General features: G+C 37.1%; 23 protein-coding genes and 1 other annotated feature. Of the genes, 21 read left to right on the top strand and 2 right to left on the bottom strand.

Features of this window, described 5'->3' with window-relative positions:
* The first annotated feature begins 29 nt into the window (after nucleotides 1-29).
* The 10 genes from MKX72_RS12525 to MKX72_RS12480 all read left to right on the top strand — a co-directional run bounded on the left by MKX72_RS12525 (nucleotide 30) and on the right by MKX72_RS12480 (nucleotide 8,451).
* Nucleotides 30-356, top strand: coding sequence for a DUF6678 family protein (locus MKX72_RS12525; RefSeq protein ID WP_049164726.1), 327 nt, complete (start codon nucleotides 30-32; stop codon nucleotides 354-356).
* Between the two features lie 104 nt (nucleotides 357-460).
* Nucleotides 461-928 (top strand): CDI toxin immunity protein, encoded by a 468-nt coding sequence (locus MKX72_RS12520; RefSeq protein WP_049164723.1) that lies wholly within the window; start codon nucleotides 461-463, stop codon nucleotides 926-928.
* A 240-nt stretch (nucleotides 929-1,168) separates the two neighbouring features.
* Complete coding sequence (locus tag MKX72_RS12515) at nucleotides 1,169-1,726, top strand: class I SAM-dependent methyltransferase (RefSeq protein WP_049164718.1); 558 nt, start codon at nucleotides 1,169-1,171, stop codon at nucleotides 1,724-1,726.
* A 56-nt stretch (nucleotides 1,727-1,782) separates the two neighbouring features.
* Entirely contained in the window at nucleotides 1,783-2,469 is a 687-nt protein-coding gene (locus tag MKX72_RS12510; protein ID WP_033579080.1) for a response regulator transcription factor, read from the top strand.
* Between the two features lie 230 nt (nucleotides 2,470-2,699).
* On the top strand, nucleotides 2,700-3,968 hold the full coding sequence (locus MKX72_RS12505) for a sensor histidine kinase (RefSeq protein WP_162200726.1): 1,269 nt from the start codon (nucleotides 2,700-2,702) through the stop codon (nucleotides 3,966-3,968).
* Nucleotides 3,955-4,512, top strand: coding sequence for a DedA family protein (locus MKX72_RS12500; RefSeq protein WP_049164711.1), 558 nt, complete (start codon nucleotides 3,955-3,957; stop codon nucleotides 4,510-4,512). The genes MKX72_RS12505 and MKX72_RS12500 overlap by 14 nt, the downstream gene beginning before the upstream one ends.
* A 379-nt stretch (nucleotides 4,513-4,891) precedes the next feature.
* A complete protein-coding gene (locus MKX72_RS12495; protein ID WP_034266396.1) occupies nucleotides 4,892-5,161 on the top strand; it encodes a CPCC family cysteine-rich protein in 270 nt (89 codons plus the stop codon).
* Between the two features lie 475 nt (nucleotides 5,162-5,636).
* Nucleotides 5,637-5,792, top strand: a complete 156-nt coding sequence (locus tag MKX72_RS28320; protein WP_098113182.1) for an EndoU domain-containing protein — start codon at nucleotides 5,637-5,639, stop codon at nucleotides 5,790-5,792.
* Entirely contained in the window at nucleotides 5,792-6,127 is a 336-nt protein-coding gene (locus MKX72_RS12485; protein ID WP_049164703.1) for a hypothetical protein, read from the top strand. The genes MKX72_RS28320 and MKX72_RS12485 overlap by 1 nt, the downstream gene beginning before the upstream one ends.
* Nucleotides 6,128-6,581: 454 nt before the next feature.
* Nucleotides 6,582-6,825 (top strand) — a binding site (T-box leader).
* 57 nt (nucleotides 6,826-6,882) lie between these two features.
* Complete coding sequence (locus tag MKX72_RS12480) at nucleotides 6,883-8,451, top strand: 2-isopropylmalate synthase (RefSeq protein WP_049164699.1); 1,569 nt, start codon at nucleotides 6,883-6,885, stop codon at nucleotides 8,449-8,451.
* 386 nt (nucleotides 8,452-8,837) lie between these two features.
* Here MKX72_RS12480 and MKX72_RS12475 read toward each other — a convergent pair whose 3' ends face one another.
* A complete protein-coding gene (locus MKX72_RS12475; RefSeq protein WP_049164696.1) occupies nucleotides 8,838-10,433 on the bottom strand; it encodes an alpha-amylase family glycosyl hydrolase in 1,596 nt (531 codons plus the stop codon).
* A gap of 393 nt (nucleotides 10,434-10,826) precedes the next feature.
* Here MKX72_RS12475 and pxpA point away from each other — a divergent pair, with 393 nt between their 5' ends.
* The 11 genes from pxpA (at nucleotide 10,827) to mug (ending at nucleotide 21,575) form a co-directional block, all read left to right on the top strand.
* Complete coding sequence (gene pxpA / locus MKX72_RS12470) at nucleotides 10,827-11,588, top strand: 5-oxoprolinase subunit PxpA (protein WP_028413248.1); 762 nt, start codon at nucleotides 10,827-10,829, stop codon at nucleotides 11,586-11,588.
* 99 nt (nucleotides 11,589-11,687) lie between these two features.
* Nucleotides 11,688-12,851, top strand: coding sequence for an NRAMP family divalent metal transporter (locus MKX72_RS12465; protein ID WP_165573460.1), 1,164 nt, complete (start codon nucleotides 11,688-11,690; stop codon nucleotides 12,849-12,851).
* Between the two features lie 52 nt (nucleotides 12,852-12,903).
* Nucleotides 12,904-13,695 carry a putative hydro-lyase gene (locus tag MKX72_RS12460; RefSeq protein ID WP_033579075.1) on the top strand — a complete coding sequence of 264 codons (792 nt, stop codon included), beginning with the start codon at nucleotides 12,904-12,906 and terminating at the stop codon, nucleotides 13,693-13,695.
* Between the two features lie 17 nt (nucleotides 13,696-13,712).
* Nucleotides 13,713-14,468, top strand: a complete 756-nt coding sequence (pxpB, locus tag MKX72_RS12455) for a 5-oxoprolinase subunit PxpB (RefSeq protein WP_033579074.1) — start codon at nucleotides 13,713-13,715, stop codon at nucleotides 14,466-14,468.
* Nucleotides 14,465-15,460 carry a 5-oxoprolinase subunit C family protein gene (locus tag MKX72_RS12450; protein ID WP_155008094.1) on the top strand — a complete coding sequence of 332 codons (996 nt, stop codon included), beginning with the start codon at nucleotides 14,465-14,467 and terminating at the stop codon, nucleotides 15,458-15,460. The genes pxpB and MKX72_RS12450 overlap by 4 nt, the downstream gene beginning before the upstream one ends.
* A gap of 22 nt (nucleotides 15,461-15,482) precedes the next feature.
* Nucleotides 15,483-15,944, top strand: a complete 462-nt coding sequence (accB, locus tag MKX72_RS12445) for an acetyl-CoA carboxylase biotin carboxyl carrier protein (protein ID WP_034266373.1) — start codon at nucleotides 15,483-15,485, stop codon at nucleotides 15,942-15,944.
* A 28-nt stretch (nucleotides 15,945-15,972) separates the two neighbouring features.
* A complete protein-coding gene (gene accC / locus MKX72_RS12440) occupies nucleotides 15,973-17,337 on the top strand; it encodes an acetyl-CoA carboxylase biotin carboxylase subunit (protein WP_033579071.1) in 1,365 nt (454 codons plus the stop codon).
* Between the two features lie 131 nt (nucleotides 17,338-17,468).
* Entirely contained in the window at nucleotides 17,469-18,233 is a 765-nt protein-coding gene (locus MKX72_RS12435; RefSeq protein ID WP_033579070.1) for an IclR family transcriptional regulator, read from the top strand.
* 27 nt (nucleotides 18,234-18,260) lie between these two features.
* Complete coding sequence (locus MKX72_RS12430) at nucleotides 18,261-19,070, top strand: uroporphyrinogen-III synthase (RefSeq protein ID WP_033579069.1); 810 nt, start codon at nucleotides 18,261-18,263, stop codon at nucleotides 19,068-19,070.
* Between the two features lie 586 nt (nucleotides 19,071-19,656).
* The gene (locus MKX72_RS12425) at nucleotides 19,657-20,994 is read left to right on the top strand and encodes a coiled-coil domain-containing protein (RefSeq protein WP_033579068.1); all 1,338 of its coding nucleotides are present in this window, start codon (nucleotides 19,657-19,659) and stop codon (nucleotides 20,992-20,994) included.
* Nucleotides 20,995-21,062: 68 nt separating this feature from the next.
* Nucleotides 21,063-21,575, top strand: a complete 513-nt coding sequence (mug, locus tag MKX72_RS12420; RefSeq protein ID WP_034266359.1) for a G/U mismatch-specific DNA glycosylase — start codon at nucleotides 21,063-21,065, stop codon at nucleotides 21,573-21,575.
* A 20-nt stretch (nucleotides 21,576-21,595) separates the two neighbouring features.
* Here mug and MKX72_RS12415 read toward each other — a convergent pair whose 3' ends face one another.
* Entirely contained in the window at nucleotides 21,596-22,705 is a 1,110-nt protein-coding gene (locus MKX72_RS12415; RefSeq protein WP_034266356.1) for a metallophosphoesterase, read from the bottom strand.
* Nucleotides 22,706-22,718: the final 13 nt, after the last annotated feature.

Raw genomic sequence — 22,718 nt, 5'->3', positions numbered from 1 at the left:
CACTTAGGGCCACTAAGGGGGAGTTTTTCATGAGTTCTTATGAATATCAATCAGTAATGAATAACACTAAATGGCAAGAAATTAGAAATACAATGAACGATTGTTCTATAAATACAATTTGGAGAATACAGAATTTCAAAACTAAGTATATAAGTAATTGGGATGGAGATTGGTTTTATCATTTCAAAGGTAATTATAAAAACATTGAGTGGTTAGAAATAAAGGTCGAAAATTTAGAAGAGAAGGATCAGGTGATAAATATACTTAGAACAATTAACATACCAGGAGAAACAAAAGATGATGTTATAAAAGTTTATGGCTACGTTCAAAACAGTAATCCCATAGATTATTTATAATAGCTAATGGTTCTTATAATCCCAGTTACGATAACTAGAATCTCATCTCATACTAACTATTTTTTAACCTCCAAATAAGACAAGAATATGAAGAAAGGTATTGTATGATGAAAAAACAAGACCGACAAAAAAGATTAGAGTTTCTATTGGCAAAGAGAAAAGAATTAGAGAAAAAAGAAGATAAAGGGCCTCTTTTTTCAGAATGTGTAAATGCCTTAGGTAAAGGCGTTATTATTTATTCTCCTGAAAAAAGTGAAGAAAGATATTACTCGTTTCAAAAAGAGATTCCATTCACATTTTACGGAAGGATAGAATGGGATAAATTTGATAAATACTGCGTAATTACTTATTTAGAAGATGTAAAAAGCTTAATAAATGACGATGATCTTGAGATATATTGGAGTACAAACAATTTTCCTGTACTAAAGACAAACTTTGAGAACATCTTAAGCGTATATGACGATGTTGTAGCTGTAGGTAGTGACACTGTTCTTTATGTAGAAAATAAATACGTAATAGAAATTTATCATGACGGAGAAATGAGAATAGGTTTCTTAAATAATTTCCGATAACACGTTTTATGTTAACAGTTATAAAATCAAAAAGGGGTACCGTTAGTTCTTAAAGGAAAAGAACTAGCGGCACCCCTTTCTTAAGACCAGCATGTAACATTTATTTGCAGATTCTTTATAAAAGTTATCTTTTCATAAGTATTTCTTAAGAATTGTTAAGGTTTTTCCTCGTATCGTATTAAGATTTTAGCATTAAACTACTGTTTATAACCTATCACCTGAAGAAACGAGGAGAAATACATGAATGCCATGCATTTCATTCAAGAATATATGAGACACCCGCGTGCAGTTGGAGCTATTATGCCTAGCTCTAAATCATTAGCTAAGAAAATGATGAGGCCTATACCATTTGAGGAAATAACGTGTATCATTGAATATGGTCCAGGAACAGGCGTATTTACAGAAGAAATTGTTCAAAATAAACGGAAAGACACCATTTTCTTAGCGATAGAAGCCAATGAAACATTCTATAACATATTAAAGAAGAAATATGGACATATCGAGAATGTGTACATTATTCATGACTCTGCTGAGAATGTAAGTGACTATTTAAAACAATATGGCATTGAAAAAGTAGACTATATCGTATCTGGATTGCCTTTTACAAGCTTACCAGGAACTATTTCTACACAGATCTTAAATGAGACAGGATCTTTGCTGGGACCAGAAGGCAAGTTCATTACATTCCAATATTCGAAAGTAAAACGCTCTTTCTTTGAATCTTTTTTTACTACGATTCAGTATGAAAAAGTGTATAGAAATGTTCCACCAGCTTATGTATTCGTATGTAATAACTAATCCTACTCATGTTCTCTAGTTTATATTGAATTTAAGAATAGAAAGAGTGAAGAAACATGTCAGAAAGAACCATCCTTATTGTCGACGATGAAGACGAAATCAGAAATCTTATGTCCATTTATTTAAAAAATGAAGGATATCAAGTAGTAGATGTACCGAATGCTGCAACAGCTATAGATATGTTAAAAAAACAAAAAATTGACCTGATTATTCTAGATGTGATGATGCCAGGGATGAATGGGATAGATGCGTGCTTAAAAATTAGAGAGGAATATAACATGCCTATTATCTTTTTATCGGCTAAATCAGAAGACATGGATAAAATTCACGGCCTAGCCAGTGGAGCAGAAGACTATGTTACGAAGCCTTTTAACCCATTAGAACTGATGGCGCGTGTAAAATCTCAACTTCGTCGATATTATATGGCGCCTGAAAGAGAGGTTTCTTCCCACTTCTTAGAAAAAGGAGACTTAAAAGTGGACGGAAGAACAAATGAAGTGTTTGTAAGAGATCAAGAGGTTCGTTTAACTCCTAAAGAATTTCAAATTCTCTCTTTATTACTTCAGCATCAAGGACAAGTATTTAGTATTCAACAGATTTATGAAACTGTATGGAAAGAACCTTTTTATAAGTCGGATAATACGATTATGGTCCATATGACAAAAATTAGAGACAAAATAGAAGAGAACCCTAAAAAGCCAATCTATATTCAGACTGTATGGGGCGTAGGCTATAAAGCATGAAAACGAGAAATAATGCAGACAAAATTGGACGACCATCAGTCAATTTGAACACAAAATTATTCCTTATTTTTATTATCTCCTTGATTGTATCTATCCTTAGCTTTTTTCTTTTTATCTTCATAAATCCCCAATTTGGGGATATCCGTAACCAACAAATAGAGCAACAAAAAGAGGAAGAGACTATTAGAAAGCTCCTTGTTCAGCTCACTCATTCAATCGAAGGGAAGCACATGAGCTTAGATGATATAGATAACATTGCTTCAACGCTAAATCCTATAACGGATGCTCATCCTAACTTAGGGTTCTTAGTAGCAAATGCCAAAGGAGACGTTCTTTTTCATTCAAATAACAAAAAAATAAAAAGTACCAATATAAAGTATTTACTCAAACAAAAGCTTACAGCTGAATCTACGGGTAATCAATCATTTAATACACATTATTCTTCTTTTATATCGCTCCTTTCCCTTCAAGGTGATATCGGATACCTCGTTATTGAAGGACCTTCTTTTGATCCTATTTTCAGTCCGAATAGATATATTTATCAAGTCTATATGGGACTTGGAGGTAGTGTGCTCATCTTTTTTGTCTTGTTTTTATTATGGACAAGGCCTATTACACGGTACATTAAGCAGATTGAAGAGGGAATCAACAGGATTGTGAACAAGGACTGGACGTATTCAATTCCGGTGAAAGGAAAAAATGAACTGTCATTCTTAGCTAAAAACATCAATTGGATGACCGAACAAATGAGGCAACGTTTTGAAAAAGAACGTGAAGTGGAACAAGCCAAAAATGAATTAATTACAAATCTCTCGCATGATTTACGAACTCCATTGACCTCTATTATTGGATATCTAACACTCTTGAAAGATAAACAGTATAAAAATAGTGAAGAGCTGGAGCAATACATTCAAACCACCTACGGTATTTCATTCAAATTGAAAAATTTATTGGATGAACTATTCGAATATACGAAGTTGTCTCTACCTGACGTAGATATGCAATTTCAAGAAGTCGATTTAAGTGGGGTGTTATATCAGCTTGTAGGAGAGTATACTCCCATGTTTGAAAATCGTGGGCTTTCCGTAAAAGTAGAGATTCCTGATGAGGCTGTTTTTATCTCCATAGATATTGAGAAAATGATTCGCGTTTTCGATAATTTACTTTCGAATGCTGAAAAATACAGTCATGAAAGTGGAGATATTGAGATAGTCCTCTATACTAACGAAAAACAAGTCATTGCACGTATTTCTAATACAACTGATCAAATTGCTTCTGAAGAATTAAGCCATCTGTTTGATAAGTTTTATCGAATGGATAAAGCACGCTCTAGCAAAGTCGTAGGGTCGGGAATTGGCCTTTCCATTGCCAAACGAATTGTTGAACTTCATCAAGGCGAAATATGGGCAGAAAGCGAGCAAAACAAGATAACGATGTATGTTGTTTTGCCTTTGCACCAAGATACGAAGGAGAAAGAGACCATTTATGAAGATTTATGAACTAATTAGATTGGCAGTAGAAATTATGTTTACGCCTATTTCTGATGATGTTCTAATGCTAACTCAAGTCGGTATCTGGGCTTCTAAGGGCATCAACCCTTATGTAGTGTGGGTATCGTCTTGGATTACACTCTTTATAGCTTTTCTATGGTTCTTTCTAGTAGGAAGATTCTTTAGACAGGTGCCTCTAATTGAAAAATGGATGGCGAAGAAATGGTTACAAAAAGCTGAAAAGCTACTTGATCATTTTGGGGCTGGGGCGATTATGTTAGCTTTTTTTGTACCTGGAGTTCGACACCCTATTCATTATATAGCCGGAATTTTAAAGTTTCCGATAAAAAAATACTTGCTAGCTAACTTTTTAGCATCTTCCCTATATTCGGGCGGTTGGACTTTTATGGTTTATAAGTTTAACCAAAAAATTGGGATCGAATTAGTGTTAATTTGGTTACATCAACACTTGTCTATCGTACTACCATTAGTCGCTATTCCCCTTTTATGCTTCATCTTCTACAAGGTGAGAAGAAATAAAAATGAGTCGTGATATTATTTCTACTTCATACTGCTCATGAAAAAACTTGTTTTATAAAAGACCTAAGTGATACGGGACTTATCTAATTAAAGGAGCAAAGTGATGTGAAATTGATACAACAACTTTTCTCTTCAATTTGTTTATTTTTGTTAATATTAGGCGTGATATTAGCGATTTGGGAATTTATAAATTTATTATTACATGTTAAAAGTAACTTACAATAACCATTAATTAGAATTCAGTAGCTATATGGTTGCAAAATGCTGCATACGACACAAAAGGAATTTTAATCAGAACCCCAATTTCGCAAGGGTTCTTTTTTGATGTGTTCCGAAAACGCACATTATGGTGACTTACGTATATAGGATTATGAAACGAGGTTAGTTAGTTTATGAATGGTAACTATACGTGTCCTTGCTGCGGATACAAAACACTAGATGAAGAACCACCAGATACCTTTGATATTTGTGAAATATGCTTTTGGGAAGATGATGGCGTGCAATTTCAAGATCCTGACTTTGAGGGTGGAGCAAATGTTATATCATTGAGACAAGCACAACAAAACTTTGTAAAATACGGAGCCTGTGATAAGGAAAGTTTAAAATTTGTAAGAAGCCCAAATAAATTTGATATGAAAGATTCGCAATGGAAACCTTTATAATTTCACCTCCTTATTCCTAGAATACCTGTTAGGGTAACTAGAATTGAATGCCTTATAGATATAGAATATACGTATCTAAGCATCCCGAAAGGAGTTATTGACTTAATGAACCTCCCTAATGGAATAACTGGCTTTTATAATTCAATAGATAAGAAGCCGAATAAAATAGATGAAAAACATTTTAAAAATATATGCTTTAACTTGGTTAGAAAAAATGAGGCAAGAATATTAGAGATTGATGAACTAAATTCCGTAACTAATTTTTCAAAGGTAAAAGTAGACAAGTGAACCGACGCCAAAAAGCAGTAGGTTATCATCACGAAAGTATGATGGGCGGAGGGAAAATTGTAGAGGTAATAGACCCTCCTGACAGCAGAGGAATTTATCGTGCAAAAGTTTCTGTGAATGGTATTGAAAAAATACCTGTTTCTACTTTTTTCCAAAGGATTGGAACAGAGCTCAAGTTCTTAATGCAATTAACGAAGCTTATGAAAATAAACGCATTATTAACCGTCAATCAGGTTTATATGCAGGAAGGACTTCTGAGGGTTTAACAATTAGGATGTATATAAATTCAGAAGGAAAGATAAATACTGCTTTTCCAATAAGAGAAAGAGGAGGGAACCAGTAATGAAATATAATGTTCAAATCTATGAAGATAACCAGGGAATGCTTATGATAAATGTACCTGATGAAATTTTTTTAGTTATAGATTTATTATCAAGTGATGTACAAGAAGATGGATCGAAATTATGGCTAGATTTAATTGATAAAGTACTTTCAAAGCAATCTTCTTATGAAGAATTAACTGGAAATGCCTGTACTATAGAAATTAAATATGATGTAACAAAAATTGTGAATGAATATGCTGAAGAAGGTCAAAAGGCGTATTGTCTAATTGAAACAGATGAGCTAAAACAGATTCTGCTTATGTGGGATGATGCTGTTAGAAATAAATACGCATAATAGAAATTAATTAACTTAAAAGTATGGTGGAGCCTTTATACGAGATGAAGAAAAAAGAAATCTCGTATAAAGGCTCCTTTTTGGTTACCATCATGCTAGGTCTCAGAATAGAAAAAAGAATATCTTTGTGAACGAAAATTAAACTTAATTAACGAACGTTTTTCAATGTCAGTTTAGGTTTAAAAACCATATAAAATCGCCTTTGATCTAGCACAGAACTTTTATAATCGTTTTATATAGTTTGTAGAAAAATATGAACTTTTTCTACAAAGTATGTAATAGACAAAATTATTTTTAAGTAAATAATTTAAACACTACTCAAAGGTAGTAGATGTTTATGTGCAAACTAATGATTTAAGAAATAGTTATTTTTATATTAAGAATTATTTTTTTATTCAAAAAACTACGTTGACAAAATGAGTAGATAGATATAATATTGCATGTAATCAAATAATGATAAGCAAAGATTGGAAATAGTAGAAGGATATATAAACTTGTCAGAGAGCCGATGGTTGGTGAGAATCGGTAGTTATTGCCTTTGAACTCATCCAAGAGCTACTCCCTGAATATTATAAGTAGGGGATGTCGGTTTTCTACCGTTATGAAGATAGGTGGTGATAGCTGCCGAAAATGAGTGGGTTAATTATGTAATGATTGATCAATTAGAGTGGTACCGCGAGCAACGCCTCGTCTCTATGTTTTTATAGAGACGGGGCTTTTTTTATACATTAATATGACAAAGGAGTGTTTCTGAAATGACGAGAAAAATTTGGATGTTTGATACGACTTTAAGAGATGGCGAGCAAGTTCCGGGGGCTAAGCTGAACCTGTATGAAAAACTAGAAGTAGCACAGCAACTAAAGAAGCTGAAAGTCGATATTATCGAAGCTGGTTTTCCTTCATCTTCAGCTGGTGATTTTAATGCTGTGAAAGAAATTGCTATGAAAATAGGAAATACAGACGAAACGATCATTACAGCGTTAGCAAGAGCAGTAAAGGCTGATATTGATGCTGTTTATAATAGTGTGAAATATGCTAAAAAACCGTTAATCCATATAGTTTTAGGCGCTTCAGACATTCACGTGGAGAAGAAGTTTGGAAAATCGAAAAGTCAAATTTTAGATCTTGGTGTTGATGCAGTAAAATATGCAAAAACACTTCTACCAGACGTACAATATTCAACGGAGGATGCGTCTCGCTCCGATTTTGAATATTTATGGGCAACGATTGAAGCTGTTGTAAAGGCAGGAGCTACCATTATTAATGTGCCCGATACAGTTGGCTATGCCGAGCCAGAAGAGTTTGGTGAACTAATCTTTAAAATAAATAATCGCTTGAAAAATTTGAATGATAAAGTGCTTTTAAGTGTCCATTGTCATAATGATCTTGGTATGGCAACTGCGAATACGTTAGCTGCAATTAAAAATGGGGCAGATAAAGTCGAGTGTACGATAAATGGCATTGGTGAGCGTGCAGGCAATGCTGCACTAGAAGAGGTCGTCATGGCAATTAATACGCGCTCATCAGTTTATAATGCGTACACAAATATTAATACAAAAGAAATCATGAATACATCTAGATTGGTAAGTAGTTTAATGGGATTAGATGTACAAGTAAACAAAGCTATTACAGGTGATAATGCTTTTGCTCATTCTTCAGGTATACATCAAGACGGCTTATTAAAAGCAAGAGATGCTTACGAAATCATTAGCCCAATTGAAGTCGGTTTAGACGATATGGAACTTGTTTTAACCGCCCGTTCTGGACGTCATGCGGTGAAAAATGCCCTTGAATCATTAGGCTTTAATGGGATGACTAACATGCAATTTGAAGGGATATTTGAAGCTTTCCTTGCATTGGCAGATGCAAAAAAAGAAGTATATAATCATGACTTATATGTCATCGTTGAGAATTATTATGCGAAAAATGATATTCATAATCAGGATATAATGCACTATAGTCATCATTTTTATGAACTAATCGATTTGCAAGTGATTAGTAATACAAATTTCCCGTCTGCAAGTGTGAAGATTAAAAAGGGTGATCAAATATTGAAAAGTAGTGCAGTCGGTTCTGGCCCGATTGATGCCTTGTATTCAGCTATTACAGAAATTAGTGATTTAGATATTAAATTGATCGAATATAATATTAGCAGTGTATCAAGAGGTAAGGAAGCATTGGGAAAAGTAAAGATCCAAGTGGAATACAAAGACGAAAAGTATATTGCCAAGGCAACAGATACGGATGTTATGAAAGCAAGTGCATTTGCGTATATCAATGCTGTAAACAGTATCGTGGTTGATACTTTACTTCCGATTGAATAAATAAAAGGTAATATTTAATGGAATGTACTTAGTTTGTTAAGGTATGGACTTGTCAATATTTACTGGATATTAAGTTAGGCTACTATGACGAATGAAAAGAAACATGAATATAAAAACCTTAGGAATCTATGGATTTCTAAGGTTTTTGTATTGCGGGAACCTGAATTACTTTAACTAAAATTGAATATGACATATCGGCTATAAAGGTAAATTGCTTTTTGCTTGTCCAAAAAGGTCTAATTTATTAACTAAACAGACCTTATATCAATCATGTAACTATTTTTAAAAGAGGGCAGGGCGGATGAGCGAGTACGACAGTTGTAGCATAGGAGGAATAAAACACCCTTTAGGTAATTACCAAGTAATCACGTAAAGGGTGTTTTAAATTATTTTATCAAAACCGTTGTATTCGCCGGAATCACAAGCTGATTTTTGACTTTTTTAGCACCTTTTTCACTAGCAAAAATCAATTTACCTTTCGCTGCTACAGATACTTTTACAGGTTGATTTGAAATATTATGATACACACTAATGGAGTCGCCTTTATACGTACGGCTATAAGCAACAACTTTTTTACTGTCTACTGAAATAGATTGAAGCGTTCCTTTTACTAACTCTTCGTGCTGCTGACGCACGCGAATCATTTCACGGTAATGATTTAACAAAGAGTCCTTTTGTTTGGTTTGTGCTTCTACAGACATGCCGTTGCCGCCTTTATTGTATACAGGTGTTTCCCAACTAGTTTGTCCAAGTCCGTTTCCTTCGTACCAGCGGAACGGTTCACGGATTAACTCATCAGGCTTTTCACCAGTCATGCCGATTTCTTCACCGTAATAAATATACGGGTTGCCAGGAAGCGTAAGTAAGATAGAAGCAGCTGATTTTGCTTTGTTCACATCGCCGCTCAGCTCACTCATGACGCGATTTTGGTCATGGTTGGTTAAGAAAATGCCGTCAATTTTATTTGGATTGTATGATTTGAACAGCTCATCCGTTGCCGCTGCTGCAGTGGCGATTCCTTGATCATTTCCTGCTTTTACAGAGCTGACAATTTTTCCTGCTAAATCAAAGTTAAATAGGGAATCAAGCGATTGATAATAAGGAGCTACCACTTCCGGCTGATCCCATACTTCACCCGTTAGATATACGTTCGGGTTTTCTTTTTTCATCGCATCTCTAAATTCATTCCACCACACAATATTTTTCTTAGCGCCTTCAGGTGTTTGACCTTTAAAGATATGGAGGGCAGCATCTAAGCGGAAGCCGTCAACGCCTTGCTTTAGCCAAAACTTTCCGACGTTAATCATTTCTTTTCTTACTTCAGGGTTATCGTAATTTAAGTCAGGCATTCCTTCCCAGAACGTTCCGTAAAAATACTCTCCGTTTGGAGCTTTGTGCCATACTTGTTGTCCCCAAGATCCTTTTTCATTCAAATCGGTATTTTTATCAGCCCAAATATAGTAATCTCTGTACTTGCTGTTTTTATCTTTTAACGCAGCTTGAAACCAAGGGTGTTCACTGCTCGTATGATTCACAACGAGGTCCATAATAACTTTTACATCTCGTTTATCTGCTTCTTTCATTAGTTTGCGAAAATCTTGCAGATTTCCATACTGAGGATCAATGTTATAATAGTCCGTTACATCATATTTATGATAGCTAGGAGAAGGGTTGACCGGCATCATCCAAATCCCGTTTACTTGAAGATCATTCTTTGTATGAGAATTGCCATCATTTAAATAGTCCAGCTTTTGTGTAAGACCTTTTAAATCACCATGTCCATCTTTATTTGCATCGTAAAAAGAGTTTACATACACCTCATAAAAGACACCGTTTTTATCTGCAGCTGGAGATTTACCTTTATGTACGGTTTCGGCGTGAACGCCTGTTGATAAGCTAGCAGCCAGCGGCAGTGTTAGAGCTAAAGCTGTCCATTTTTTCCCTTTCATCGTTTCATCCCCTTTTTTTGCAATCGTTTGCATAAATTGACTACAATTGAAATATAGCACCTATTTGAAAACGATTACAATGAAAATTTCATTTTGATTATTTTGAACTAGTAATTATTCTGACAACCTAGTTATTTACTGTGTCCAATGGCATTAAGAAGCTGCATTATATTAAGGCTATAGATAGAAAATACAAATAAAATAAGGGAGTATTATCCAAATAAAAATAATGACTATGTCAAATATTCTGACAATGTTGTTGTTCAATTCATCATCTCGTGCTAAAATCCAAATATAACTGAAAAACGGTACTGAAGTTCCGAAAAACGGAACTTGAAGTATTAATGCAGATAATTCAGCTTGGATTTTATTTACTATCTGCAAATGATTACGCTTACAATGAAGTTTTTAAGGGGGAAGAACGAATTGAATAAAGTAGATTTAAACTGTGATTTAGGGGAAAGCTTTGGTGCTTATCGCATTGGCAATGATGAAGCCATTTTAGAACACGTGACGTCTGTGAACGTAGCCTGTGGATTTCATGCAGGGGATCCAAGCGTCATGAGAAAAACGGTAAAATTGGCCGCTGAAAAAAAAGTGCAAATTGGTGCTCATCCTGGTCTACAGGACCTTATCGGTTTTGGACGCAGAAACATCAATATTTCACCTCAGGAAGCCTACGATATCGTAGTCTATCAAATTGGTGCATTAAACGGTTTTTTGCAAGCAGAAGGGTTATCAATGCAGCATGTAAAACCTCACGGTGCACTATATAACATGGCTGCTAAAAATAAAGCGTTGTCTGAAGCAATAGCAAAAGCTGTTTACAACGTAAATCCTGAGCTGATTTTGTTTGGATTATCTGGAAGTGAGCTGATTCAAGCCGGTAACAGAATTGGTTTGAAAACGGCCAACGAAGTATTTGCAGACCGTACCTATCAGTTAGACGGTTCTCTTACGCCTCGTACAGAACCAAATGCTTTAATTGAAAATGACAACGAAGCTGTTTCTCAAGTTATTACAATGGTGAAAGAAGGGAAAGTCAAATCTCAGCAAGGCAAGGATGTAGAATTGCAGGCAGACACGATTTGTATTCACGGAGACGGGGCTCACGCACTTGAATTTGCTCGTCATGTCAACCGTTCTTTACAAGCATCAGAAGTGGTAGTTAAGGCTATTTCACAATAAAAACTACATACAATCAGGAGGAAGATGATATTGGAGCCAATAAAAAAATCAACACCTCAGCAAAAGCTTTCGGCTGCACCTAAAGTAAACTGGACGTTAATGCTTGGAGCCGCTTTTTTAATGGCCACATCGGCTATTGGACCAGGCTTTTTAACTCAAACTACCGTATTTACACAAAATTTAGCCGCAAGCTTTGGATTCGTTATTTTAATTTCAATTATTCTTGATATCTTTGCTCAAACCAACGTATGGAGGATTATTGCCGTTTCTGAAAAACGCGGACAAGAAATCGCCAATATGGTATTTCCCGGATTAGGATACGTGCTCGCTATTTTAATTGTAATTGGAGGACTTGCATTTAATATTGGAAATATTGCCGGTGCCGGTCTTGGATTAAATGCGATTACAGGTATTTCTCCAACAGCCGGAGCTGCAATTAGTGCAGTTATTGCCGTGCTAATCTTCGTTGTAAAAGAAGCTGGAAAAGCAATGGATCGCTTCACGCAAATTGCAGGTTTTGTCATGATTGGGCTAATGCTATATGTAGCAGCTACTACTTCACCTCCCGTTGGAGAAGCTGTAGTGAAATCTTTTAAACCTGATCAAATCGACATCATTGCGATCGTTACGCTTGTTGGAGGTACTGTTGGTGGTTATATTACCTTTGCAGGCGGACATCGTCTTTTAGATGCCGGGGTAAAAGGCATCGATTCTTTACCTCAAGTAACTAAAAGTTCTGTAACAGGAATTCTTATCACTTCCGTTATGCGAATCGCTTTGTTTTTAGCTGTACTTGGCGTTGTATCTAAAGGGTTACAAATTGACCCGGCCAATCCTCCAGCATCCGTGTTTCAGCTCGCAGCAGGAAACGTCGGTTATAAAATCTTTGGTATTGTCATGTGGTCTGCTGCTATTACGTCTGTAGTGGGAGCTGCTTATACATCCGTTTCGTTTATTCAAACGTTTAGTGAAAAACTTAATAAAAACTCAAACTGGATTATTATTGGATTTATTATTATTTCAACTCTGTCGTTTGTCTTAATTGGAAAACCTGTAAAAGTTCTTCTGTTAGTTGGAGCAATTAATGGATTAATTCTTCCGATTGCCCTTGGAACATTACTAGTTGCTGCATATAAAAAAAGCATCGTTGGTGAGTATAAGCATCCTTTATGGCTTACCATTTCTGGTGTACTTGTCGTTATTGTAATGGCTTTAATGGGCGGTTATACGTTAATGGATCAGCTTCCTCAATTATTTAAATAAAACAATGTGCCCGCACGCAAGTTGTGTGCGGGTAATGATGGGAGATAGAAACATGTCAAACCTTTCACAACTAACTCCAGCTGAACTTCGTCAGCAAATCCGTAACAACCAGCTTATTCACCCAACGGCAGGCATGGCAAACGGCTATGCTCAAGCTAATTTAGCTATTTTACCAAAGAAACAAGCCTTTGACTTTCTATTGTTCTGTCAGCGTAATCCTAAATCTTGTCCTCTTTTAGATGTAACGGACGTTGGATCTCCTGTTCCAAAGTTTGCGGCTCCGTCCGGAGATATTCGTACAGACATTCCGAAGTATCGAATCTATGAAAATGGGGAACTGGTAAAAGAAGTAACCGATATCAAAGACTATTGGACAGAAGATATGGTAGCTTTTCTCATCGGCTGCAGTTTTACATTTGAACACGCACTTTTAAACAACGGCATACCTGTTCGTCACATTGAAGAAAACTGTAATGTTCCTATGTATAAAACAAATATTTCATGCGCTGAAGCGGGAATATTCCACGGCTCGACGGTCGTTAGTATGCGCCCAATTCCTCAGCAAGACGTAGTGCGGGCAGCGCAAGTAACTTCACGTTTTCCAGCTGTGCACGGAGGACCTGTTCACATTGGAAACCCCGCTGCAATAGGTATTGAAGACCTTCACTCTCCGGATTTTGGCGATGCTGTTTCCGTCAAAGAAGGCGAAGTTCCCGTGTTCTGGGCTTGTGGCGTAACTCCTCAAGCTGTAGCAATGGAAACAAAACCTTCTATTATGATTACACATGCTCCTGGACATATGTTTATTACAGATATTCGAGATGAAAAACTAGGTGTTTTATAAAAGAAAGAGGTGTAGATATGAATCAAACCATAACAAAAGCGCCAGCTGTTATTTCTCCGCTTGGCGACTCAGCGCTTGTTATAACGTTTGGAGATAGTATTCAGTACGATATTCATAAACAAATCAAAACGTGTAAAGATTCAATAGAATTAAATCCTTTCCCTGGGTTTATTGAATGCGTGCCGGCATTTACGAACCTTACGATCTTTTATAACCCTCTTGAAGTGGTAGCAGCCGTGAAAAAGAAGGAGAAAAAAGAATTTGTGTCTCCTTTTGAAGTAGTGTCTTCTATCCTTCAAAGCAAATTAGAGAACGAACAGACAGAAAAAGAGTTAGACCATCGTACGGTTTCCATTCCAGTTTGCTACGGAGGAGAGTATGGACCTGATCTTGAATATGTCGCTCGTCACCATAACTTAACACCTGAAGAGGTAATAAGTATTCATTCTGAAGGCGAGTACTTAGCGTACATGATTGGATTTGCTCCTGGATTTCCGTTTCTCGGAGGACTATCTGAAAAAATTGCTACGCCTCGCCGCTCGTCTCCTCGCACCTCTATTCCTGCAGGTTCGGTTGGTATTGCAGGAATGCAAACAGGAGTGTATCCTATTTCCACTCCCGGAGGATGGCAGCTAATTGGTCAAACGCCGATTAAACTGTTTTTGCCGGAGCAAAATCCTCCAAGTTTGCTGCAGGCTGGAGATATTGTAAAATTTGAGCCTATCTCTAAAGAAGAGTATCAAGAACTACAGGCAAAGGAGGGAGAAAAATGAGTATAAGAGTTAGTAAAGCCGGGTTATTGACAAGCATTCAAGATTTGGGAAGAAAAGGATTTCAGCAGCACGGTGTAATTGTAAGCGGTGCAATGGATTCTTATTCTCTTCGAATTGCTAATTTACTAGTTGGTAACGATGAAAAAGAAGCGGGACTTGAAGTTACGCTAATGGGGCCTACCCTTGAAATAGAAAGTGATTGTTTAGTAGCGATCACAGGTGGAGATTTAACTCCTTCGGTCAACGGAAAGCCAGTCCCGATGTGGAAACCTTTATTTATTCCAAAAGGAGGCACTTTATCATTTGGGCCTTGTAGAACTGGTTGTCGTTCCTATCTATCTGTAGCTGGAGGATTTTCTATTAATGAAGTGTTAAATAGTAAAAGCACGTATTTGAGGGGGGAAATTGGTGGCTATAAAGGAAGAGCATTACAAACAGACGACGTTTTACCTCTATCTGTTCCTGCTGCTTCAAAGCCTGCTTTTCTTTCCAATGAACTGATAAAAGGAGTATATACTTCTTCATGGTCCGTAAATTATAAAGAATTTGTCCATTTTACAAAGAAACCAAGTGTCCGTGTTATGAATGGGGGTCAATTTGATTTATTTACAGCTGAAAGCCAAAGTCATTTTACTCAAGAACCCTTTAAAGTATCAAATCAATCAGATCGAATGGGCTATCGAATGGATGGACCTTCTCTTCAGCTTCAAGAAAAAAAAGAGCTATTGTCTGAAGCCGTCTCACAAGGTTCTGTTCAAGTCCCGCCAGATGGAAATCCCATTATCCTGTTAGCAGACCGTCAAACTACAGGAGGATATCCTAAAATCGCTCAAGTCATCACAGCGGATTTACCGCTTTTAGCTCAAGTAAAGCCCGGAGAATCCATCTATTTTTCTCACATTTCGCTTCATGAAGCAGAAAAAATCTATTTAGAAAAAGAACAGATGCTTCAAGAATTGAAGATTGCTATTAACCTTGCTTCAACTAAATAACACAAAACGGGAGTGACAAGAAATGATAAACGTACGTGAATTGCAAGAAGTTGTTTCATTAATGAATGAATCTGGTATTCAAAAGCTCCATATTGAACATGAAGGAACAAAAGTTGTCATTGATAAAGCGGGAATTCCTTTAGAAGACACAGCTGTTACAGAAGTAAAAACAGAGGAAGTAAAAGCCGCTGCTGCTGAGCAAACGCCTCAAGATTCTATGTCTGTAAACGCAGCAGAGAATAATGAAAAACAAATCTTATCACCAATGGTTGGAACCTTTTACGCCAAGCCAGAAGCAGACGCTGATCCGTTTGTTCAAGTAGGACAAACTATTGAACGTAAAGATGTTGTATGTGTAATTGAAGCGATGAAGCTGTTTAACGAAGTAGATGCAGGAATGGAAGGAGAAGTGCTTGAAATTCTTGTGAAAGACGGAGATGTTGTTGAGTTTGGACAGCCTCTATTTACCGTAAAATCATATTAAAGTATACATATTGTCAGGAGGAGCCACTATGTTCAAAAAAGTGTTAATCGCAAACCGCGGTGAGATTGCAGTTCGTATCATTCGAGCTTGTAAAGAGATGGGAATTGCAACCGTGGCCGTGTATTCAGAAGCAGACAAAGATGCACTTCACGTAAAGCTAGCAGATGAGTCATTTTGTATTGGTAAAACATCTTCTAAAGAAAGCTACTTAAATATTCGGAATTTGCTTACCGTAGCACAAGTAACCAAGGCAGACGCTGTTCATCCCGGCTACGGATTTTTAGCTGAAAATGCTGATTTTGCTGAGATGTGTGAATCCTATGATATTACCTTTATTGGTCCAAAAGCGGAAGCCATCCGTAAAATGGGAGCAAAAGCTGTAGCAAGAGAAACAATGAAACAAGCCGGTGTGCCTATTGTACCTGGCACGGAAGGACTGATTGAAGATAGCAGCACCGCTATTCCAGTAGCAAGAGAAATAGGCTATCCAATCATTGTAAAAGCTACAGCGGGCGGCGGCGGAAAAGGAATGCGGCTAGCTCATAGCGAAGAGGAGCTAGAAAAAGCGATTCGTCAAGCTCAGCACGAAGCAGAAACAGCTTTTGGAAACGGCGGAGTATACCTTGAAAAATATTTAGAAGAACCGAAACATATCGAAATTCAAATTATTGCTGATGAGGAAGGTAATGTAGTTCATTTAGGTGAACGAGATTGTTCGATTCAGCGACGTCATCAAAAATTAGTAGAAGAAGCTCCGTCTCCTGCAGTAGATGAAAATCTTCGTGCGAAAATGGGCAAGGCGGCAGTCTCGGCAGCTAAAGCAGTCGATTATACAGGTGTGGGAACGGTGGAGTTTCTGTTAGATAAACACGGACATTTTTACTTTATGGAAATGAACACACGGATTCAAGTTGAACACCCTGTTACAGAACTTGTAACAAATATCGACTTAATTAAAGAACAAATTTCAGTAGCAGCAGGCTACCCGCTATCATTTGCTCAGCGGGATGTTCAGTTAAAGGGATGGGCAATTGAATGTCGAATCAACGCAGAAAATCCGGCTAAAAACTTTATGCCTTCTCCTGGGAAAGTCGAGATGTATTTACCTCCTGGCGGCTACGGCGTTCGTGTAGACAGCGCGGTTTACCCAGGCTATGAAATTTCTCCATTTTATGATTCAATGGTGGCGAAATTAATTGTAACAGGGAAAGACCGAAATGAAGCGATTCAACGAATGAAACGTGCGCTCGAAGAATTTATCATTATAGGTATTCACACAACCATTCCTTTTCATTTAGAATTACTGAATCATCCTTCTTTTAAAGAAGGGGATTTTACAACCAAATTTCTAGAAAGTAACCCTATTTCAATTAAAGAACTAGAAACGGTGTAAGAAAGGAAAGTGCTCTTATAAGGGAGTGCTTTCCTTTTTTTCTTCATGTATAATAAAAAGAACATATGATTAGCTAGTAAGCTATACTTCTATCAAATACATGTATTCGCACAAATAAGGGAGAAGGTTTTATGCAAGCTAATAATAAAACAGTCGTTAAATCCATGCAGATTCTCACGCTTTTTATCAACCACCCTAAGCTGACCTTCACAGAAATGATGGAATATTCAGGCGTTCCGAAAACTTCTTTACATCGGATGGTTGGTTCGCTTGAAGAGATGGGATTTTTAACAAAAGACGCGCAAGGATACTATTCGCTAGGACTTTTATTCTTGCAATTTGGTCAGCTAGTGGCTAATCGCTTAGATATTAGAAATATCGCAAAGCCCGTAATGGAAACGCTCCGAGACGAAGTAGAAGAAGCGGTTAATCTAATTGTACGAGATGGGGATCAAGCCATGTATATTGAAAAAGTAGATACGCTTCATCCCGTGCGTCTCTATACATCAATTGGAAGGCGTTCACCTCTTTATGCAGGAGCTTGTTCACGCATTATTTTGGCGCATTTACCCGAAAAAGAACAAGAGGCATATATTACTCAAACGGAGCTAACTCCAATAGGTATTGGAACCATTACAGATCAAAAGAAACTAAGAAATGTATTAAAAGAAGCAAAAGAAAAAGGGTATACCATTAGCACCTCTGAATTAGAAAACTTTACAACATCCGTGAGCGCGCCGATTGTAAATCATCAAAATGAAGTGGTTGCAGGCATTAGCGTAGCGGGAATTGAAGCGAGATTTCAAGGAGACAGACTGCCGTTCATTATTCAAAAAGTAACAGAAGCGGCGAGCCTAATTTCTGAAAAACTCGGTTATCAAGGTTCATTAAAGTAGCATACATAGAAAAATGGAGGTAAACCATTGAAACGATTAGAAGGTAAAACAGTCGCACTCGTAGGTCAGCGTAAAGTAGAAGAAATCAGCAAAATTGTTGAAAACCTTGGCGGGACCCCGCTTGTACGACCTGCACAAGGAACCATCTTTTTAGATGACACACACTTAGAAGCAGATATTAAAGAACTGGTAAAAGGAAATTATGATTGGTTTATTTTTACGACAGGCGTCGGGACGGAAATTTTATATAAAACAGCAGATAAGCTAGGACTAGCTGATGAATTCCTTTCTTCTTTACAAGCAGCTAATATTGCTGCACGCGGGTATAAAACCGTAAATATGTTAAAAAAGCTCGGTGTTACTCCAACCGTTCGAGATGATGATGGAAGTACAGCGGGCCTAGTCAGAGCGCTTCATTCGTTTTCTTTTGAAGGAAAGCATGTAGCGCTTCAGCTTCACGGAGATCCTGCACCAAAATTGATTGATTTTCTTTCGAATCAAAAAGCCCAATTTAAAGAGATTTTACCGTATCAGCATATTCCTCCAAAAGCAGAAGTCATGGAACAGCTTATAAACGAATTAACAAGCGGGAAAGTAGATGCTGTTAATTTCACAAGCGCTCCCCAAGCCCGCTTTTTATTTTCGTTTGCAAGAGAACACGGACAAGCTGATCACATTCGAGAACTCTTTGAAAGCTCTGTAGTAGCTGTGGCCGTTGGGAAAGTAACCGCTGCTGCTTTAAAAGAAGAAGGAGTAGATCGTATTGTTATTCCTGACCAAGAAAGAATGGGAAGCGCAATTGTAGCTTTAGAACACTATTATCAGCAGCGTGATTAAAAAAACCTTCTCGCCTCATGGCGAGAAGGTTTTTTGTATGGCTTCATCCAAGCGTTGTCGAATATTGTTTGAAAATTGCCTATTGTCCTCTTTTTGAACTTCTTCAAACATCGAATAGAAATAAATTCATTGTTATTCCAGAAAATCATTTTCAAATATTGTAAAAATGGTAGATAAAGGGTAAAAATAGACGAATATGTTAAAGAGTTGTTACGTTTCTTTTAGAAATATCTTAAATCTAAACAGCTTAAACAATAATAATTATCTACTTTATAACGCTAAAAGCACTGCTGTTTGAAGCTTGATAGATCTTTCACTGGCATGGGGAAATAAAGGTATATTTTTGCAGGCAAGAAGTGAATGTATACACAAGCGTTAAATGTTACATGACTGAAATATAATTGTAATATTGTTATTCTTTTTTTGAACGTTTATCGTGGTATAATTTTCGTATATTTTCATTAGCATATTTAGCTATTTATCGACAAATACAGTGAACTTTACATAAATTGTCAGACTTTTATACATATTGATACATAATTAGAAATTACTAGTTTAACAGAGCGAGAAAGCGGAGGAATTCATATTGAAAAAGAAAATGCTTTTACTTAACACAACGGTTTTATTAGGCCTAGGAGGAGTTTTATCAACTCCAGCGTATGCCTCTACCATTCAGGATATGGAATCACAAAAATCTCAAATTCAAAATCAACGCCAAGATGTGCAATCTAACATCAAAGCAGCTTCTGATGAATTAACACGCCTTCAAGCAGAACAAGATCAAATGAAAGCACAGCTTGAGCGATTAACATTAGCAGAAGAAGAAAATAATAAAAAAGCCCAAAAAACAGAAGCGGATATTAAAGAAACGTCTAAACAAGTAGACCAGCTTGAAAAAGAAATTAAGCTGCTTCAAGAAAAACTTGAAAAGCGAAATGATATTTTAAAAGATCGTGCACGTTCCATGCAAGAAAGCGGCGGTAACGTAGAGTATTTACAAGTTTTACTCGGTTCTTCAAGTTTTGGTGATTTTGTAGACCGCGCGCTAGCTGTTTCGACTATTGTAGATGCAGACCGCGGTATTTTAAAAGAAACTAAAAATATGCAAGACGAACTAAAAACAAAACAAGCAGATGTTAAATCTAAGCTTGCTAGCTTAGAAGATATGAAGGCAGAACTGGATGAAATGACTGTCCAGCTAGCAGCTCAAAAGAAACAAAAAGATGCGTTGGCAAAAGAACTAAAAGATAAAGAAGCAAAAAATGAAGAACTAAAAGCTTCTCTACAATCAAAAGACAGCTCTCTTGCGAATGAACAGTCTACGCTTGAACAAAATATTAAAGATCAAAAAGCGGCGGAAGAAGCAGCAAGAAAAGCAGCTGAACAAGCAGCTAAAGAGGCAGCTAAGAAAGCAGCCGAACAAGCTCAAAAAGCAGCGGCGGAACCAGCTGAAAAAGCTGATTCGCCTTCTCCTAAAGCAGCACCAAAAGCAAGCAGCAATGATGTTGCACCTACAAGCGCTCCGGCTCCAAAAGCTAGCAATGTTGTAACGGTAGGAAACCGCTGGATTGGAAACTCTGCTTACGTATTTGGCGGAGGACGCAGCCAGTCTGATATTAACCACGGTTTATTTGACTGCTCGTCATTTGTACACTGGGCATATTCTCAAGTTGGTGTTAACCTTGGGCCTCTTGGATCTGTAAGTACAGAAACGTTAAAGCATGCTGGAACGCAAGTGTCTTCTAGTCAAATGCAGCCTGGAGATCTTGTTTTCTTCGATACATATAAAAAAGACGGACACGTTGGTATTTATGTAGGCGGCGGCAAGTTCATCGGTGCTCAAAGCTCAACAGGTGTTGCAATTGCAAACATGAGCAGCGGCTACTGGAAACAAAAATTCAACGGACGCGTAGTTCGTATTTAATAGGGTATAGTAAAAAGAAAACATCCAATTTGGATGTTTTCTTTTTACATTGTAAGGAGCGTATGACTATGAACTCTATTTTTGATCATATACAGCCCAACTTAGATATTTTATTTGTCGGTTTTAACCCAAGCATCCGTTCCGGTGAAACGGGTCATCATTTTGCTAATCCAACCAATCGTTTCTGGACGATTCTTCATAAAGCAGGTTTAACAGATCGTAAATACCATCCCGAGGAAGATCACTCGCTGTTACAGCTAGGATACGGTTTAACAAATATTGTGGAGCGTCCTACAAAGGCAGCTGATGAGATTACAAAAGAAGAATATGCAGAAGGCAGAGAAATCCTAAAGAAAAAAATCGCTACATACACGCCTAAAATCGTTTGTTTTGTTGGAAAAGGTGTCTATCAGCAGTACAGCGGACGCAAGCAAGTGAGGTGGGGCAAACAAGAAGAATCGATGGTATCAGGAATAATGGATTTTGTTGCCCCGTCTTCAAGCGGGCTCGTTCGGATGAAAATAGATGAAGTAGTGGCTATTTACGCAGAACTTCCGAAGTTGCTGCGTACATTAAAATAGAGAAAGCCTTAGGGCTTTCTCTATTTTGTAAATGAAATATCAATTTGAATAATTTCTGACCGGCTTCCGATTCGAAGAGGAGGACCCCAAAAGCCAAATCCTGAAGAGACAATGGTATGCAGCTGATTAGTTTGTTTGTAGCCCCAATCAATTTCAAATAACCGCTTTGTGATCAAATGATTAGGGGCCATTTGTCCTCTGTGAGTATGACCGCATAAAAGTAAATCTACGCCTGCTTGTTCCGCTTCTTTTAAAGAAAGCGGCTGATGATCCATCGCAATGACTGGAAGAGAACGATCCGTTTCACTGGCTAAATCGAAAAAGCTGTCTCGATTTTTATCCGTCTTATCTTTTCTTCCAATTAAGTACAAGCTATCGCCTATGTTTAACACTTCATCCATTAAAATAGGAATGTTCATTTCTTTCATTCTTTCCACAAACTGAGGGATCTTCCCGCCGTAATACTCATGATTTCCCAAAATTCCATATGTGCCTAAAGGCGCTTTGAGCTGCTTCATCATATAATCCATTTCTTTTTTAAAGAATACGTGGGGATCATCGTCAATAATATCTCCAGGAAGTAAAATAAGATCTGGCTGTATCTTTTGTACATGAGTGATTAGCCGCTGTAAATGTTTTTTGCCGGACAATGTGCCAAAGTGCATATCAGATGCTACGGCAATGCGAAGGTTTTTCCGATTGGTCTTTTTAGCAAGCGAAATTGTATATTTTCTTACTACAGGACTGTAAGCATTATACGTACCGTAAGCAAAAATGAATAAAAAAGCAGCAATCATGAAAAGTCCGATTGAATCGATAGCTGTAGAAAGCGAAGCGCCTAGAAAAGTGAGAATATATACGGCTAGATTACTTATAGGAAGCAAAAGAACTGAATATTGAATAAATCCTAACCAATACGATCCTACAATTTTAAACATGCTCACTTGTTGAAACGCGCGACTGATGATAAAGGAATAAGCAAAAAACACAACGATCACCGTAAGAATCCATTTGTTTTCCACTTCAAACATTGTGTGAAGCCACACCCAAGCGTTCCATCCGATGTACAGAACGAATAGATTATATAAAATAACAACTAAAATAGACCTTACTAACACACTTACTTTCATACGCTAACCTCTT

The organism is Priestia sp. FSL R5-0597 (genome assembly GCF_038006305.1).
Taxonomy (GTDB): domain Bacteria; phylum Bacillota; class Bacilli; order Bacillales; family Bacillaceae_H; genus Priestia; species Priestia zanthoxyli.
This window is presented reverse-complemented; position numbering and strand designations above follow the sequence as displayed.